The organism is Streptomyces sp. NPDC037100, assembly GCF_055606225.1.
Genome location: NZ_JBVJSX010000014.1, coordinates 28,974 through 44,331 on the forward strand (window position 1 = coordinate 28,974; position 15,358 = coordinate 44,331).

The following is a 15,358-nucleotide window of genomic DNA, read 5'->3' on the forward strand; positions in this document are numbered from 1 at the left end:
GCGGCGCCCCGCGGCCGAGGTGTCAGCTGCCGATGAGGAGCACGGCGCCGAGCACGATCATGGTGGCGGCGACCAGGCCGTCCAGGACGCGCCAGGCGGCGGGCCTGGCGAGAAAACGGCCGAGCACGCGGGCGCCGAACCCGAGGGTGGTGAACCAGCACAGGCTGGCGAGCACGGCGCCGAGGCCGAACGTCCAGCGCAGCGAACCGTGGTCGGCGGCGACGGACCCCAGCAGGAACACGGTGTCGAGGTAGACGTGCGGGTTGAGCCAGGTCATCGCCAGGCAGGTGAGCACGGCCCGGCGCACCGATCCGGACGCGTCCCCCTCGGTCCGCAGCGCGCCCCCGTCCGGCCGGAACACCCGGCGGGCGGCCAGGGCGCCGTAGCACAGCAGGAAGGCGCCGCCGATCCAGCCGACCACCGTGAGCGCGCCCGGCCACGTGACCACCACCGCGCCGACCCCGCCCACCCCGAGCGCGATGAGTGCCGCGTCGGACAGGGCGCAGATCCCGACGACGGCGAGGACGGCCTGGCGACGGATCCCCTGCCGCAGGACGAAGGCGTTCTGGGCGCCGATGGCGACGATGAGGGACAGTCCGGTGCCGAAACCGGCGGCGCCGGCGGTGAAGGTGCTGGTCATGGCGTCGACGCTACGGACGCTCCCGGTTCGGGTCCAGCTAAAGATTCTTACGTATCATTAGCCCACATGATGATGACGGATCTCCCGCTGGATCAGGTCCGGACTCTGCTCACCGTCGTGGACGAGGGGACGTTCGACGCGGCGGCGGCCGCTCTGCACGTGACGCCGTCGGCGATCAGCCAGCGGGTGAAGGCGCTGGAGCAGCGCACGGGGCGGGTTCTGCTGCTGCGGACCAAGCCGGTGCGGCCGACCGAGTCGGGCGAGGTCCTGGTACGCCTGGCCCGCCAAGTGGCACGGCTGGAGCACGACGCCTGCGCGGAGCTCGGACTGACCGGGGCCGGGGAGCCGACCCGGGTGTCGGTGGCGGTGAACGCCGACTCGCTGGCCACCTGGTTCCTCCCGGCGCTCACCCGCGTACCGGAGGAGCTGCGGCTCTGCTTCGAGCTGCGCCGCGAGGACGAGGACCACACGGCGGCCCTGCTGCGGGAGGGCGTGGTGATGGCGGCGGTGACCTCGTCGCCGGATCCGGTGCCGGGCTGCTCCGTGCGGTCGCTCGGCCGGATGCGCTATCTGCCCGTCGCCGCGCCGGCCTTCGCCGCGCGCCACCTCGGCGGGCCCCTGGCGCAGGCGCTCAGGGCGGTGCCCGTAGTGGTCTTCGACCGTCGCGACGATTTCCAGGACGGTTTCGTCCGCGGGCTCACCCGGGGGCGCGGCGGCGCAAGCGCGCTGCGGCACTACGTGCCGACCTCGGAGGGTTTCGTCGAGGCCGTGGCCGCCGGGCTGGGCTGGGGCCTGGTGCCGGAACCCCAGGCGGATCCTCTGCTGCGCGACGGCCGGCTCGTCGCCATCGCCCCGCGCCGCACGGTCGACGTGCCGCTGTACTGGCAGCAGTGGAAGCTCGACTCGCCGGCCCTCGCGCAGGTGGCGGAGACGGTGACGGCGACCGCGGCGGAGGCGCTGCGGTCCTGAGGCCTCGGTCCGAGCATCACGGCGCCCCGCCGGTGTTCACCGTCCTCGCGTCCGGCAGGCCTCCAGCCGGGCCGCCGCGCTGTCCAGCAGCATCTCCAGGGCCGTCGGGTAGGCGCTGGTGAGCATGCGGGTGGCGAGCAGCGGCGCCGCCTCGGCGATGCGGGGGTGGCTGGCGGCGGGCAGACGGGCGTACGTGGAGCGCCACATGTCCTCGTCGGCGTGCAGCGAGTCGCTGGGCAGGGCCAGCGAGGCGGCGTCCAGCGCGGCGAAGGCCAGGGTCTGGTCGATGAAGGCGTGGTAGATGCGCACGGTGTCGGGCAGCGGGAAACCGGCCGTGCGCAGGACGTCCAGGACGGCCTCGTCGGCGGCCAGCTCATGAGCCCGGCCCGTGACGCGGTTCGTGGTCAGCAGGGCGGCCTGCGGATGGGCGAGGTACGCGGCGTGGATGCGCAGCCCGAAGGACCGCAGGTCCGCCCGCCACTCCCCCGTGCGCCGCCAGCCTTGAAGGGCCTGGCCGATGAGCGCGTCGCCGATGGCGAGGGTCAGCTCGTCCATGCCGCGGAAGTACCGGTAGAGCGTGCTCGGGTCGGCGTCCAGGGCGAGGCCGAGCCGTCGGGCGGTCAAGCCCGCGCTGCCGTGTTCGCGCAGCATGCGCAGCGCTGTCTCGACGATCAGCTCCTCGGACAGCACGGTGCCGCTCTTGGTGGGCCTGCGCCGGCGGCGTTTCTCCTCGGGCACCACGGGCTTGGGCACGACACGCTCCCTCCTTATGCCAACGCCATTGACCTTATGCGACAGGGCGGCGTTTCATCTCTCCAAGGGCGCGTCACGTTCTTCGCAAATAGGGAGTTTCTGTCATGCGTGTACTGCTCGTGGGAGCCGGTGGTGTGGGCGGGGCCATCACCCGGATCGCGGCCCGGCGGCCGTTCTTCGAAGCCATGGTGGTGGCCGATTACGACCCGGACCGGGCGCAGGCCGCCGTCGCGGCGCTCGGCCCAGACCTGCGCTTCACGGCGGAACAGGTCGACGCGAGCGACGAGAGTGCCGTCGCGCGCCTGCTCGCCCGGCACCGCTGCGACGTCCTCCTCAACGCCACCGATCCCCGCTTCGTGATGCCTCTGTTCCGCGCGGCCCGCGCCGCGGGCGCCACCTACCTCGACATGGCGATGTCGCTGTCCCGTCCGCACGCCGAGCGTCCGTACGAGGAGTGCGGGGTCAAGCTCGGCGACGAGCAGTTCGCGCAGGCCGCGGACTGGGAGAAGGAGGGGCTGCTGGCCCTCGTCGGCATGGGCGTGGAGCCGGGCTTGTCGGACGTGTTCGCGCGGTACGCCGCCGACGAACTCTTCGACGAGATCGAGGAGATCGGCATCCGGGACGGCGCGAACCTGGCCGTCGACGGCTACGACTTCGCGCCCTCGTTCAGCATCTGGACCACCATCGAGGAGTGCCTCAACCCGCCGGTCGTCTACGAGGGCGGGAAGGGCTGGTTCACCACCGAGCCGTTCAGCGAGCCCGAGGTCTTCGACTTCCCCGAGGGCATCGGCCCGGTCGAGTGCGTGAACGTGGAGCACGAGGAGGTGCTGCTCGTCCCGCGGTGGGTCGACGCCCGCCGGGTGACCTTCAAGTACGGCCTGGGCCGGGAGTTCGTCGAGACACTGCGGACCCTGCACCTGCTGGGCCTGGACCGCACCGACCCGGTGACGGTGCCCGGGCCGGACGGGCCGGTGAAGGTCTCGCCCCGGGACGTGGTCGCCGCCTGCCTGCCCGACCCGGCGACGCTGGGCGAGCGGATGCACGGCAAGACGTGTGCGGGCACGTGGGTGCGGGGTGTGAAGGACGGTGAGCCGCGTGAGGTGTACCTGTACCACGTGGTCGACAACCAGTGGTCCATGGCCGAGTACGGTTCCCAGGCCGTGGTGTGGCAGACGGCGATCAATCCCGTGGTCGCGCTCGAACTCCTCGCGACGGGAGCCTGGTCGGGTGCCGGCGTACTGGGCCCGGAGGCCTTCCCCGCCCGGCCGTTCCTGGACCTGCTGACGGACTACGGCTCCCCCTGGGGGATGCGGGAGCAGTGAACGACTGTCCGGGAACTCCCTGTTTCACCGGGCATCGACAGGTCACCCGCAAGGGAGTAAGCATCCGAGAGAGCACATTTCTACTGCGATGCAGGTGACTTCGATGGACAACTGGCGAGACCACGCTGCCTGTCGGCACGAGGACCCCGAGCTTTTCTTCCCGATCGGTACCTCCGGCCCGGCTCTGTTGCAGACGGAGCAGGCGAAGGCCGTGTGCCGACGGCGCTGCCCCGTGCAGGAGCAGTGTCTGCAATGGGCCCTGGACACGGGGCAGTCCATCGGCGTCTGGGGCGGGACGAGCGAGAACGAACGGCGTGCGCTGAAGCGCCGCACGGCCGCCCGCCGCCGTTCCGGCTGACACCGGCCACCGCCCCTGGGGGTTTCAGCTGCGCCGCAGCGGCCCCCAGGGGTTTTCCTGCCGGGCGACCACCGCCTGGGCCTCGTCGATCACCTGCCGGTCGAGCCGACACATCGGGCGGACGTCGGTGACCAGCGGTTCGTTGTCGGGTCCGCGGGCGGTCTCCTTGCCTGTGAGTACCCAGGGGTGCACGCCCGGCCCCTTGTCGTGCGGAAGATGCGCGTAGTCGTGCAGGCGGCGGGCCACCCAGACCCGCACCGGCCGGCCCTCCCACCACTCCTCGACGCCGAGCGGGTTGGCGGACAGCCCCGGCAGGGGCACGCCCGTCAGGTCGTCGGTGCTGGACACCTCGCGGAGATCGGTCTCCGGGCCGCGCGACCAGCGGACGTACAGGCCTCTGTGCCGTTCGACGAGTTCGGCGAGTTCGTCGAGTGACCGTACGACCCGCAGATCGTCCCGTGTACTCATGTCATGACCTCCTTCCTCGACTGGTCAGGCGGACGGAGTACCCGCCCGGCAGGAGCGGAACCGGCCGTTCGGTACCGAGCGGTGCGGGCGCCCGGCCGGGGTTAGGCTCGCGGCACACCCGTACCGCCGCGGAGAGGAGCCGACCATGAGCGTGCGCGTGCGCCGTGTCTACGATCCCGCCGAGCCGGAGGACGGTGCGCGGGTCCTGGTCGACCGGCTGTGGCCGCGCGGCCTGGCCAAGGACGCGGCACGGGTGGACGAGTGGCCGAAGGCGCTCACCCCCTCGACGGAGCTGCGCCGCTGGTACCACGCGGGCGAGGGTTCGTACGGGGAGTTCGCCGAGCGGTACGAGGCGGAACTCGCCTCCGACGAGGCGTCCGCCGCGCTCGACGGTGTGCGTGAGCTGGCCCGTGAGGGCGACGTGACCCTGCTGACCGCGTCGAAGACGCCCGAGCAGAGCCATGCCACCGTGCTGGCCCGCCTCCTCGAATCCTGAGAGGGCGGACCGTCCCCCCAGGTCAGGCGGTCTGCTTGGCGGCCGCCCGCCCCGCCGCCCGGCCCGAGAAGAGGCAGCCGCCGAGGAAGGTGCCCTCCAGGGCGTTGTAGCCGTGGACGCCGCCGCCGCCGAATCCGGCGACCTCGCCGGCCGCGTACAGTCCGTCGATCGGCTTGCCGTCGGTGCCGAGGGCGCGGGAGTCCAGGTCGGTCTGGATGCCTCCGAGGGTCTTACGGGTGAGGACGTGCAGCTTGACGCCGATCAGCGGTCCGGCCGCCGGGTCGAGGATGCGGTGCGGGGTGGCGACCCGGCCGAGGCGGTCGCCGATGTAGCGCCGGGCGTTGCGGATGCCCTGTACCTGGGCGTCCTTGGCGTAGGGGTTGGCGATCTGCAGATCGCGGGCCTCGATCTGACGGCGGATGCCGGCCGCGTCCAGCAGCGGCTTGTCGGTGAGCGCGTTCATCTTCTCGACGAGCTGCTCGAGACCGGCCGCGGTCACGAAGTCGGCGCCCTTGCGCAGGAACGCGTCGACGGGTCCGGGCGCGCCCTTGCCGAGGATGCGTTCCTTGAGGAATCCGGCACGGTCCTTGGCGGTGATGTCGGGGTTCTGCTCGGAGCCCGACAGGGCGAACTCCTTCTCGATGATCTTCTGCGTGAGGATGAACCAGGAGTGGTCGTACCCGGCGATGTCCTCGGTGGTGCGCAGGTGCTTCAGGGTGCCGAGGGTGTCGTAGCCGGGCAGGAAGGGTCCGGGCAGGCGGCGGCCGAGGGCGTCGAACCACATCGACGACGGTCCGGGCAGGATGCGGATTCCGTGGCCGGGCCAGATCGGGTCCCAGTTCTGCAGGCCCTCTGTGTAGTGCCACATGCGGTCGCGGTTGACCAGTCGGACGCCCGCCTCGGCGCTGATGTCGAGCATCCGCCCGTCGACGTAGGCGGGAACGCCGGTGACCATCTCGCGCGGCGGGGTGCCGAGGCGCTCGGGCCAGTAGCGGCGGACGATGTCGTGGTTCGCGCCGATGCCGCCACTGGTGACGATGACGGCCTGGGCGGTCAGTTCGAATGCGCCGATCGCGTCGCGGCTGGAGGCGACACCCCGGGGTGAGGGGTCGTCGGCCAGGACCGTGCCGCGCACGCCCTGTGCGGTGCCGTCCTCGACCACGAGCGCGTCGACGCGGTGGCGGTGGTGGAAGGTGAGCAGCCCGTCGCGGGCGGCCTGCTTGGCGTAGCGCACGAACGGTTCGACGACGCCGGTGCCGGTGCCCCAGGCGACGTGGAAGCGGGGCACGCTGTTGCCGTGCCCGTGCGCCGTGAGGTCGCCGCGTTCGGCCCAGCCGACGGTGGGCAGGAACGTGATGCCGTGCCCGTCGAGCCAGGACCGCTTCTCCCCCGCGGCGAACTCGACGTAGGCGCGCGCCCAGCGCACGGCCCAGGAGTCCTCGTCCTCCAGCCGGTCGAAGCCCGCGCTGCCCCGCCAGTCGCTCCACGCGAGGTCGAAGGAGTCCTTGATGCCCAGGCGCCGCTGCTCCGGCGAGCCGACGAGGAACAGCCCGCCGAAGGACCAGAAGGCCTGGCCGCCGAGGTTGGCCGCGTTCTCCTGGTCGACGAGGGCGACCCGCCGGCCCTTGCTGGTCAGTTCGTGCGCCGCGACCAGGCCGGCGAGACCCGCTCCGACGACGATGACATCGGCATCCATGGCGACAGTTCCCTTCTTCAGTGCTTCGTGTGATCGGGGGTGCCGCTGCCGTCGGTGAGCAGGGCCGTGAGCAGTTGCTTCAGCCAGGCGCGGGCGTGCTCCAGGTCCCGGTCCAGCAGGAGTTGCGTGGTGACACCGTCGTACGCGGCCACGACGGCGTGGGCGGCGCCGTCGATGTCGCCCAGCACGGCGGGCAGTGCGGTGTGCCCGCGGGCCCGGCCGAGCCGGTCGGCGATGGCCTGCCGCAGCCGCGCGCGGTGTTCGAGCAGGCTCCGGGCCACCTCCGGATCGCGGGCGGCGTGTACGAGGAAGTCCGTCTTCACCAGGAGCCAGTCGCGGTCGAGGAGCAGCACGTCGGTGACGCGGTCCACGGCGGCGGGCACGTCGAGGCCGGGTCCGTCGAGGGCGAGCGCGCCGGACACCTGCTCGGCGATCAGGTCGGCCCGCTCCCGGTAAAGGGCGAAGAAGAGCTCGTCGAGACTGGAGAAGTTGGAGTAGAAGGCGCCCCTGCTGTAGCCGGCGGCCTCGCAGACCTCCTCGATCGAGACGTGACCGAAGCCCTTGGCCGCGAAGACGGAGAACGCGGCCTTGAGGAGGTTGGCGCGGGTGTGGACCCGGCGCCTGGTCACGCGCCCGGTGCTTCTGGCGACAGCCATGCCCGGCCCCCCTTTCGATACATGACTGTATTGGATACACCCATGTATCGAAAGGCCGAGTCCCCATGGAACACACATTCGATTAAGGGGTACGCTGGGGACATGCACCTCCAGGGCTCCCTCTTCGACCAGGCGGACGAACTGCACCTCGGCCCTCTGGACGGGATCGGCCGCACCCACCTCGGCTTCGGCGCCTGGCTCGACGTGCTGCCCGGATGGCTCGACGGCTCGGACGAACTGTTCGAACAGCTGGCGGCCGAGGTTCCGTGGCGGGCGGAGCGGCGCAAGATGTACGACAACGTGGTCGACGTCCCCCGCCTGCTCGCCTTCTACGGCGCCGACGACCGGCTGCCGCACCCGGTGCTGGCCGAGGCCAGGGAGGCGCTCAGCGCGTACTACGGCGAGGAACTGGGCGAGCCGTTCACCACGGCCGGGCTGTGCTACTACCGCGACGGCCGGGACAGTGTGGCCTGGCACGGCGACCGGATCGGGCGCGGTGCGCGCGAGGACACGATGGTCGCGATCCTGTCGGTCGGAGCCCCCCGGGACCTGCTGCTGCGCCCCCTCGGGGGTGGCCGGGACACCGTGCGCCGTCCGCTGGGCCACGGCGACCTCGTCGTGATGGGCGGCTCGTGCCAGCGCACCTGGGAACACGCCATCCCCAAGAGCACGCGCGCCACGGGGCCGCGCATCAGCATCCAGTTCCGGCCGCAGGGCGTGCGCTGAGGGCACGCCGACCGGCCGGCCGGCCGGCCGCACACCCGCCGTAGAGGGCATACCGAACGACCCGCCGCACACCCGCCATTGAGGCGGACCCGGCGGTTCCGTCCGTCGCCGGGTCTGCTTTTCTTCTCTCGTCGGGCCGGTAGAGAGACCACACGAGGCGGGCGATCATGCGGGCGGACGTACACCACGTCGCGGACGGCACCTATCTGGTGCACGGCTCCGACACGAACTGGGTGATCCTCACGGAAGGGGACGCCGTCACGCTGGTCGACACCGGCTACCCCGGGGACCGGGAACAGGTCCTGGCCTCGCTCGCCCAGGTGGGCAGTTCCCCGGAGGCCGTCGTGGCCGTGCTGATCACGCACGCCCACAACGACCACCTGGGCAACGCCGAGTACCTGCGCGCCGCCCACGGCACGCCCGTCCATCTGCACGAGGCCGAGGTGCCGCACGCACGCCGGGAGTTCCTCCACCAGGTGTCCGTCGGCACGGTGCTGAAGAACGGCTGGCGCCCGGGGGTGCTGCCGTGGGCGGTGCACGCACTGCGCTCGGGCGGTACGGCACACGTCCCGGTCACGGCTCCGCAGGCGTTCCCCGCCGCGGGCGCCCTGGACCTGCCCGGGCGGCCGGTGCCGGTCCACACACCGGGCCACACCGACGGGCACTGCGCCTACCACCTGCCCGGCACCGGCGTGCTGATCTCCGGGGACGCCCTGGTCAGCGGGCACCCCACCTCACACGTCGAGGGACCGCAGCTGCTGCCGGACATGTTCCACCACGAGCGGCCGCGCGCCCTGGCCTCCCTGGACGTCCTGGCGGAGCTGGAGGGCGAGCTGCTGCTCCCCGGGCACGGACCGGTCCACCGCGGGCCGGTGCGGGACGCCGCTCTCCGAGCCCGGGAACGCGCCCTCTAATAATCTGATGTGACGATCCGCGGCGAGACAAGGACACCCGGCCCATGGCACTGCAGATCAGCGCGACCAACCCGGAGCACCCCGCGCTCCTGCTCGAACTGCCGTGGGACGTGCCTCTGGAGGAGTGGCCGGAGGAGTACCTGGTGCCGCTGCCGCGCGGCATCTCCCGGCACGTGGTGCGCTACTCCCGGGCGGGCGACGGGGTGATCGCCGTCAAGGAGCTCGCCGCGCGCCCGGCGCTGCGCGAGTACGACATGCTGCGCGACCTGGACCGGCTCGGCATCCCGTCGGTGGACCCGCTGGCCGTGGTCACCGGCCGCACCGACGCGAGCGGCGCCCCGCTGGAGAGCGTCCTGGTCACCCGGCACCTGGGCGGCTCGATGCCGTACCGCTCGATGTTCGAGACGACCATGCGCCCGGCCACCATGCACCGGCTCATGGACGCGCTCGCCGTGCTGCTGGTGCGGTTGCACCTGGCCGGGTTCGCCTGGGGCGACTGCTCGCTGTCCAACACCCTCTTCCGGCGCGACGCGGGCGCCTACGCCGCCTACCTGGTGGACGCCGAGACCGGTGACCTGCATCCGCAGCTCAGCGCCGGGCAGCGGGACTACGACCTCGATCTCGCCCGGGTGAACATCAGCGGGGAGCTGCTGGACCTGGAGGCGTCGGGGGCGCTGCACCCGTCCGTCGACCCGATCGAGTTCGGCACGGAGATCTGCGCCCGCTACCGCGGACTGTGGGACGAACTGACCCGGGCCTCCGTCTACCCGGCCGGCAAGTACCACTACATAGAGCGCCGCATCCGCCGCCTGAACGACCTCGGGTTCGACGTCGCCGAGATGCAGATCGAGCACGCCTCGAACGGCGACACCGTCAGCTTCGTCCCCAAGGTCGTCGACGCGGGCCACCACCAGCGGCAGCTGCTGCGTCTGACCGGGCTGGACACGGAGGAGAACCAGGCCCGGCGGCTGCTGAACGACCTGGAGAGCTGGATGGCGACCCAGGACGACTACGCCCCCGGCGATCCCCTGGGGGCACGCCCGGAGGTTCTCGCCCACCGCTGGGTCCGCGAGGTCTTCCGGCCGACCGTGCGGGCCGTACCGCTCGAACTGCGCGGCGCGATGGACCCGGCCGAGATCTACCACCAGCTCCTCGAACACCGCTGGTACATGTCCGAGCGTGCCCAGCACGACATCGGCCTCGACGCGGTGGTCGAGGACTACATCCGGAACATCCTTCCCAAGGCCAGGAAGACACTGCAGCCGACGGAGGAGTGAGGGGCCGGCGCCCTCACACCGGCGGCACCACCGCCACCGGGCAGTCGGCATGGTGCAGCATCCCGTGCGCCACCGAGCCGATGCGCGCCCCGACGGCCGTGCGGTGGGCCCGGCGGCCCACGACCATCAGCTGAGCCGTCCCGGCCACCGACAGCAGGACCTGACTCGCGCTGCCCATCTCCACGTGCTCCTCGACCGGCACGTCGGGGAAGCGTTCCCGGAACGGCCGGACCGCGGCGGCCAGGCTCTTCTTCTCGTACGGCTCCAGTCCCCCGGCCTCGTCGAGGAGCTTCAGCGAGCCCGGGCTGTAGGCGAAGACGGGCGGCAGGTTCCAGGCCCGTACGACCCGCACGGCCGCCCCCCGCGCGGCGGCCGTCTCGAAGGCGAAGCGCAGCGCGTCGGCGCTGTCCTCCGGGTCACCCTGCTGGCCCACGACGATCTCCCGCCCGGCGGCCTCGGACGGGGGCTGGTCGCCGGCCCGCACCAGCACCACGGGCCGGGTGGCCTCGGCGATCACCTGCTGGCCGATCGAGCCGAGCAGGAATCCGACGATGCGGCCGTGCCCGCGCGAGCCGAGGACCAGCATCTCGGCGTCGGCCGCGGCGGCGACCAGGGTGTCGGCCACCGCACCCTCGATGACATCGGTCGTCACCGCGAGGTCCGGATGTCGTTCGGTGACGGTCCCGACGGCCTCGGTCACCGCGCCGTGCACCCACTCGGCCTGGCTGTCCGCGTCCGTGGCGAGGGCGCTCTCGATCAACTCCGGCGTCTGGACCCGCCAGGCGTGCACGACGCGCAGCGGCCGGTCGCGCCGTACGGCCTCCCGCGCCGCCCAGGCAAGGGCCGCGAGGCTCTCCTGCGATCCGTCGACCCCTGCGGTGATCGGGCGTGTCATCCGGCTGTCTCCCCTCATCGGAACTACTACGTGCTCATGATCAGTCTTCACTACACTGCCCGCATGTCACTGGAGTGGGAACAGGTCATGGTGGACTCGGCCGACCCTGAGGCCCTGGGGCGCTGGTGGGCGGAGGCTCTCGGCTGGACGGTGGTGAACGACGCACCCGACGAGTTCGAGATCCGGCCCGCGCCGGACCGGCTGCCGGGACTGCTCTTCACGTCGGTGCCGGAGAGCAAGACGATCAAGAACCGCCTCCACCTGGATTTCCGGCCCGACGACCAGGAGGCCGAGGTGGCCCGGCTGCTGGCGCTCGGAGCGCGGCACGCCGACATCGGTCAGGGCGAGCAGTCGTGGGTGACGCTCGCCGATCCGGAGGGCAACGAGTTCTGCGTGCTGGGGGCCGCCCGGAGCTGATCGCCGTATCCGGGCGCGGCGGCGCGATCGAACATACGATGGGCTGAGGTCGGCGCGGTGCCCCCGGGACGCCGTGCCGTGAGTCGACCGCCCGGTGTGGGGGAGGTATGGCACAGGCCGCCGATTCGGCGCGGACCGTGATCATGACCGTGGACGACGATCCGGGTGTCTCCCGGGCCGTGGCCCGGGACCTGAGGCGGAGGTACGGCGCGTCGTACCGGATCGTGCGGGCGGAGTCCGGCGCGTCCGCGCTGGAGGCGCTGCGGGAGCTGAAGCTGCGCGGCGATCTCGTGGCCGTCATCCTGGCCGACTACCGGATGCCTCAGATGAACGGCATCGAGTTCCTCGAGCAGGCCCTGGACGTCTATCCGGGCGCGCGGCGCGTGCTGCTGACCGCGTACGCGGACACCAACGCCGCGATCGACGCGATCAACGTCGTCGACGTGGACCACTATCTGCTGAAGCCGTGGGATCCGCCCGAGGAGAAGCTGTACCCGGTCCTCGACGATCTGCTCCAGGCATGGCGGACCAGCGACTTCCGGCCCGTTCCCAGCACCAAGGTCGTGGGGCACCGGTGGTCGTCGCGTTCCTCGGACGTGCGGGAGTTCCTGGCCCGCAACCAGGTGCCCTACCGCTGGTACTCCTCCGACGAGCCGGAGGGGCGGCGGCTGCTGGCCGCGGCCGGCGAGGACGGGTTGCGGCTGCCGGTGGTGATCACGCCGGACGGGACACCGCTGGTCGAGCCGGAGGCCGTCGACCTCGCCGCCCGCGTCGGGCTGGCGACGACCCCCACGGCCGACTTCTACGACCTGGTCGTCATCGGCGGCGGCCCGGCGGGGCTCGGCGCGGCCGTCTACGGTGCCTCCGAGGGGTTGCGGACCGTGCTGGTGGAGCGGTCGGCGACCGGTGGGCAGGCGGGTCAGAGCTCGCGCATCGAGAACTACCTCGGCTTCCCCGACGGCGTGTCGGGGGCGCAGCTCACCGACCGGGCCCGGCGGCAGGCGTCGAAGTTCGGTGCCGAGATCCTGTCTGCGCGCGAGGTGACGGCGCTGGAGGTCAACGGCGCCGCCCGGATCGTACGGTTCTCGGACGGCTCGGCGGTCGCCGCGCACAGCGTGATCCTGGCGACGGGGGTGTCCTACCGGCAGCTGGCGGCGCCCGGCTGCGAGGAACTGACCGGCTGCGGGGTGTATTACGGGTCGGCCCTCACGGAGGCGCCCTCCTGCCAGGACCAGGACGTGTACATCGTCGGCGGCGCCAACTCCGCGGGACAGGCGGCGATGTACCTGTCCCGCGGCGCCAAGTCGGTGACCCTGCTGGTGCGCGGCGAGTCACTGACGGCGTCGATGTCGCACTACCTGATCCAGCAGATCGAGGAGTCGCCCAACATCCAGGTCCGGGCCCGCACGGTCGTCGAGTCCGCGCACGGCGACGGCCGGCTGGAGCGGCTGACCCTGCGGGACGTGGACAGCGGACAGACCGAACAGGTCGACGCGCAGTGGGTGTTCGTGTTCATCGGCGCGGCCCCGCTCACCGACTGGCTGGACGGGACGGTGCTGCGGGACGAGCGGGGGTTCATCCTGGCCGGGCCGGACCTCAGCGCCGACGGCCGGCCGCCGGAGGACTGGGAGCTGGACCGGCCGCCGTACCACCTGGAGACCAACGTGCCCGGTGTGTTCGTGGCGGGCGACGCCCGCGCGGAGTCCGCGAAGCGGGTCGCGTCCGCCGTCGGAGAGGGAGCCATGGCCGTGATGCTCGTCCACCGGTACCTGGAACAGTCATGAGCGGGCAGTCCGCGCCCTGCAACCCGCAGGAGATCGGGGCGCTGTTCCTGTTCGAGAAGCTCACGCCCGAGCAACTCGGCAGGCTGTGCGCCGAGGGGCGGGTGGAGCGCTTCGAGCCCGGGCCGGTGTACGCCGAGGGCGAGCCCGCGACCTGCTTCTACGTGATGCTCGAAGGCACCGTGGTGCTGTACCGCCGGGTGGGCGGGGACGACGTGGAGGTGACCCGGACCTCACAGCGCGGGGTGTACGCGGGGTCCATGCAGGCGTACCTGGGCGACCGGGTGCGGCAGGTCTACAACAACTCCATGCGCGTCACGGAGCCGACGCGGTTCTTCGTGCTGCCCGCCGACACGTTCGCGGAGATCATGCAGGACTGGTTCCCGATGGCGGTGCACCTGCTGGAGGGGCTGTTCTTCGGCACCAAGAGCGCCCAGCGGGCCATCGGGCAGCGTGAACGGCTGCTGGCGCTGGGCTCGTTGTCCGCCGGGCTCACGCACGAGCTCAACAACCCGGCCGCGGCGGCCGTGCGGGCGACGGCGACCCTGCGGGAGCGGGTCGGCAAGATGCGCCACAAGCTGGCGGTCATCGCGCAGGGGTCGTACTCCCCCGAGGTCATGGCGAACCTCATCGACATCCAGGAGCGCACCGCCGAGCGGGTCGCCAAGGCACCCGCGCTGAGCCCGCTGGAGGCCTCCGACCGGGAGGACGCCCTGACCGACTGGCTGGACGACCAGGGCATCGAGGAAGGCTGGCGGCTCGCGCCGACCTTCGTCCAGGCCGGCCTCGACGTGGACTGGCTGGACCAGGTCGCGGCGGCGGTGGACGAGGACATCCTGCCCAGCGCGATCGGGTGGCTCAACTACACCGTCGAGACCGAGCTGCTGATGGACGAGATCAACGACTCGACCACCCGCATCTCGCATCTCGTCGACGCGGCGAAGCAGTACTCGCAGCTCGACCGCGCGCCCTTCCAGAACGCCGACGTGCACGAACTCCTCGACTCCACCCTGCTGATGCTGTCCGGCAAGATCGGCAAGCAGATCGAGGTCGTCAAGGACTACGACCGTACGCTGCCGAGGATCCCCGCGTATCCCGCGGAGCTCAACCAGGTGTGGACGAACCTCATCGACAACGCGGTCGCGGCGATGAACAGTGCGGGCGGGGAGGGGACGCTGACCGTGCGGACGGCCGCGGAACCCGACCGGCTGCTGGTGGAGTTCCGCGACACGGGCGTAGGCATCCCGGCACAGGACCGGGAGCGGATCTTCGATCCCTTCTTCACCACCAAGCCGGTGGGCGAGGGGACCGGACTGGGGCTCGACATCTCCTGGCGGATCGTGGTCAACAAGCACCATGGCAGCATCCGGGTGGAGTCGGAGCCCGGGGACACACGGTTCCAGGTACTGCTGCCGCTGACAGCGGTCGAGGAGGAGTCTGCATGAGTGGCGAGAACGGGATCGACCCGAGTGTGCGGCCCAGCGGCAGCGGGTGCGCCGAGTGTGACGCGGCCGGGGGGTGGTGGTTCCATCTGCGGCGGTGTGCCCAGTGCGGGCACGTGGGGTGTTGCGACAGTTCGCCGGCGAAGCACGCGACGGGGCATTTCCGGGAGACCGGGCATCCGTTCGTGCAGAGCTTCGAGCCGGGTGAGGACTGGTACTGGAACTATGAGACGAACGAGTTGTACGAGGGTGGGCCGGAGCTGGCGGAGCCGGTGAGTCATCCGGTCGATCAGCCCACGCCGGGGCCCGCGGGGCGCGTACCGGTGGACTGGGCCAAGGCGCTGCGGACCTAAGGCCTGTCGTTTGGATCACGCCACAGACGCGGGGCCTGGCACGCACATCTGCCGCGTTGCCGTCGGTTTGCCGACTCCCCCACGCTCGGCCGCGCTCGCGCGGAAGGGGCCCCCATCGCGTCGACGCCCCTCCCCCGCCTTGCAACTGCACGCACCAGACCCCGCTCACCTGCATCGGCCAGTACCGTGAGTCTC

17 protein-coding genes are annotated in these 15,358 nt (G+C 71.7%); 11 read left to right on the forward strand and 6 right to left on the reverse strand.

What is annotated here, in order from left to right:
• Window positions 1-22: 22 nt before the first annotated feature.
• Window positions 23-640 carry a LysE/ArgO family amino acid transporter gene (locus tag ACZ7EG_RS34520; protein WP_471087892.1) on the reverse strand — a complete coding sequence of 206 codons (618 nt, stop codon included), beginning with the start codon at window positions 638-640 and terminating at the stop codon, window positions 23-25.
• A gap of 69 nt (window positions 641-709) precedes the next feature.
• Here ACZ7EG_RS34520 and ACZ7EG_RS34525 point away from each other — a divergent pair, with 69 nt between their 5' ends.
• Entirely contained in the window at window positions 710-1,609 is a 900-nt protein-coding gene (locus ACZ7EG_RS34525; protein ID WP_471088162.1) for a LysR family transcriptional regulator ArgP, read from the forward strand.
• 36 nt (window positions 1,610-1,645) lie between these two features.
• Here the strand turns inward: ACZ7EG_RS34525 and ACZ7EG_RS34530 are convergent, their stop codons facing one another.
• On the reverse strand, window positions 1,646-2,362 hold the full coding sequence (locus tag ACZ7EG_RS34530) for a TetR/AcrR family transcriptional regulator (RefSeq protein ID WP_471087895.1): 717 nt from the start codon (window positions 2,360-2,362) through the stop codon (window positions 1,646-1,648).
• Window positions 2,363-2,466: 104 nt separating this feature from the next.
• On the opposite strand from ACZ7EG_RS34530, the gene ACZ7EG_RS34535 reads away from it, so the two are divergent.
• The gene (locus ACZ7EG_RS34535) at window positions 2,467-3,684 is read left to right on the forward strand and encodes a saccharopine dehydrogenase family protein (RefSeq protein WP_471087898.1); all 1,218 of its coding nucleotides are present in this window, start codon (window positions 2,467-2,469) and stop codon (window positions 3,682-3,684) included.
• A 103-nt stretch (window positions 3,685-3,787) separates the two neighbouring features.
• Entirely contained in the window at window positions 3,788-4,042 is a 255-nt protein-coding gene (locus ACZ7EG_RS34540) for a WhiB family transcriptional regulator (protein WP_030844076.1), read from the forward strand.
• A gap of 24 nt (window positions 4,043-4,066) precedes the next feature.
• Here the strand turns inward: ACZ7EG_RS34540 and ACZ7EG_RS34545 are convergent, their stop codons facing one another.
• Window positions 4,067-4,510: a DUF6098 family protein gene (locus tag ACZ7EG_RS34545; RefSeq protein ID WP_471087901.1), complete on the reverse strand. Its 444-nt coding sequence runs from the start codon at window positions 4,508-4,510 to the stop codon at window positions 4,067-4,069.
• Window positions 4,511-4,655: 145 nt separating this feature from the next.
• On the opposite strand from ACZ7EG_RS34545, the gene ACZ7EG_RS34550 reads away from it, so the two are divergent.
• Window positions 4,656-5,006, forward strand: a complete 351-nt coding sequence (locus tag ACZ7EG_RS34550; protein ID WP_471087904.1) for a DUF488 domain-containing protein — start codon at window positions 4,656-4,658, stop codon at window positions 5,004-5,006.
• A 22-nt stretch (window positions 5,007-5,028) separates the two neighbouring features.
• Here ACZ7EG_RS34550 and ACZ7EG_RS34555 read toward each other — a convergent pair whose 3' ends face one another.
• Together ACZ7EG_RS34555 and ACZ7EG_RS34560 are read right to left on the reverse strand one after the other, a co-directional pair.
• Window positions 5,029-6,702 carry an FAD-binding dehydrogenase gene (locus tag ACZ7EG_RS34555; RefSeq protein ID WP_471087906.1) on the reverse strand — a complete coding sequence of 558 codons (1,674 nt, stop codon included), beginning with the start codon at window positions 6,700-6,702 and terminating at the stop codon, window positions 5,029-5,031.
• A gap of 17 nt (window positions 6,703-6,719) precedes the next feature.
• Window positions 6,720-7,358: a TetR/AcrR family transcriptional regulator gene (locus ACZ7EG_RS34560; RefSeq protein WP_471087909.1), complete on the reverse strand. Its 639-nt coding sequence runs from the start codon at window positions 7,356-7,358 to the stop codon at window positions 6,720-6,722.
• A gap of 102 nt (window positions 7,359-7,460) precedes the next feature.
• Between ACZ7EG_RS34560 and ACZ7EG_RS34565 the strand changes: the two genes are divergently transcribed.
• The 3 genes from ACZ7EG_RS34565 (at window position 7,461) to ACZ7EG_RS34575 (ending at window position 10,275) form a co-directional block, all read left to right on the forward strand.
• A complete protein-coding gene (locus ACZ7EG_RS34565; protein WP_471087912.1) occupies window positions 7,461-8,084 on the forward strand; it encodes an alpha-ketoglutarate-dependent dioxygenase AlkB in 624 nt (207 codons plus the stop codon).
• A gap of 167 nt (window positions 8,085-8,251) precedes the next feature.
• Window positions 8,252-8,998: an MBL fold metallo-hydrolase gene (locus ACZ7EG_RS34570; protein ID WP_471087915.1), complete on the forward strand. Its 747-nt coding sequence runs from the start codon at window positions 8,252-8,254 to the stop codon at window positions 8,996-8,998.
• Between the two features lie 44 nt (window positions 8,999-9,042).
• Complete coding sequence (locus ACZ7EG_RS34575) at window positions 9,043-10,275, forward strand: DUF4032 domain-containing protein (protein ID WP_471087918.1); 1,233 nt, start codon at window positions 9,043-9,045, stop codon at window positions 10,273-10,275.
• A gap of 13 nt (window positions 10,276-10,288) precedes the next feature.
• Here ACZ7EG_RS34575 and ACZ7EG_RS34580 read toward each other — a convergent pair whose 3' ends face one another.
• Window positions 10,289-11,170: a universal stress protein gene (locus ACZ7EG_RS34580; RefSeq protein ID WP_471087920.1), complete on the reverse strand. Its 882-nt coding sequence runs from the start codon at window positions 11,168-11,170 to the stop codon at window positions 10,289-10,291.
• Between the two features lie 63 nt (window positions 11,171-11,233).
• On the opposite strand from ACZ7EG_RS34580, the gene ACZ7EG_RS34585 reads away from it, so the two are divergent.
• From ACZ7EG_RS34585 to ACZ7EG_RS34600, 4 genes are all read left to right on the forward strand, one after another.
• Window positions 11,234-11,587, forward strand: coding sequence for a VOC family protein (locus tag ACZ7EG_RS34585; RefSeq protein ID WP_471087923.1), 354 nt, complete (start codon window positions 11,234-11,236; stop codon window positions 11,585-11,587).
• Between the two features lie 107 nt (window positions 11,588-11,694).
• The gene (locus ACZ7EG_RS34590) at window positions 11,695-13,371 is read left to right on the forward strand and encodes an NAD(P)/FAD-dependent oxidoreductase (RefSeq protein ID WP_471087926.1); all 1,677 of its coding nucleotides are present in this window, start codon (window positions 11,695-11,697) and stop codon (window positions 13,369-13,371) included.
• Window positions 13,368-14,813, forward strand: coding sequence for an ATP-binding protein (locus ACZ7EG_RS34595; protein WP_471087929.1), 1,446 nt, complete (start codon window positions 13,368-13,370; stop codon window positions 14,811-14,813). The genes ACZ7EG_RS34590 and ACZ7EG_RS34595 overlap by 4 nt, the downstream gene beginning before the upstream one ends.
• The gene (locus tag ACZ7EG_RS34600; protein WP_471087931.1) at window positions 14,810-15,163 is read left to right on the forward strand and encodes a UBP-type zinc finger domain-containing protein; all 354 of its coding nucleotides are present in this window, start codon (window positions 14,810-14,812) and stop codon (window positions 15,161-15,163) included. The genes ACZ7EG_RS34595 and ACZ7EG_RS34600 overlap by 4 nt, the downstream gene beginning before the upstream one ends.
• Window positions 15,164-15,358 lie beyond the last annotated feature (195 nt).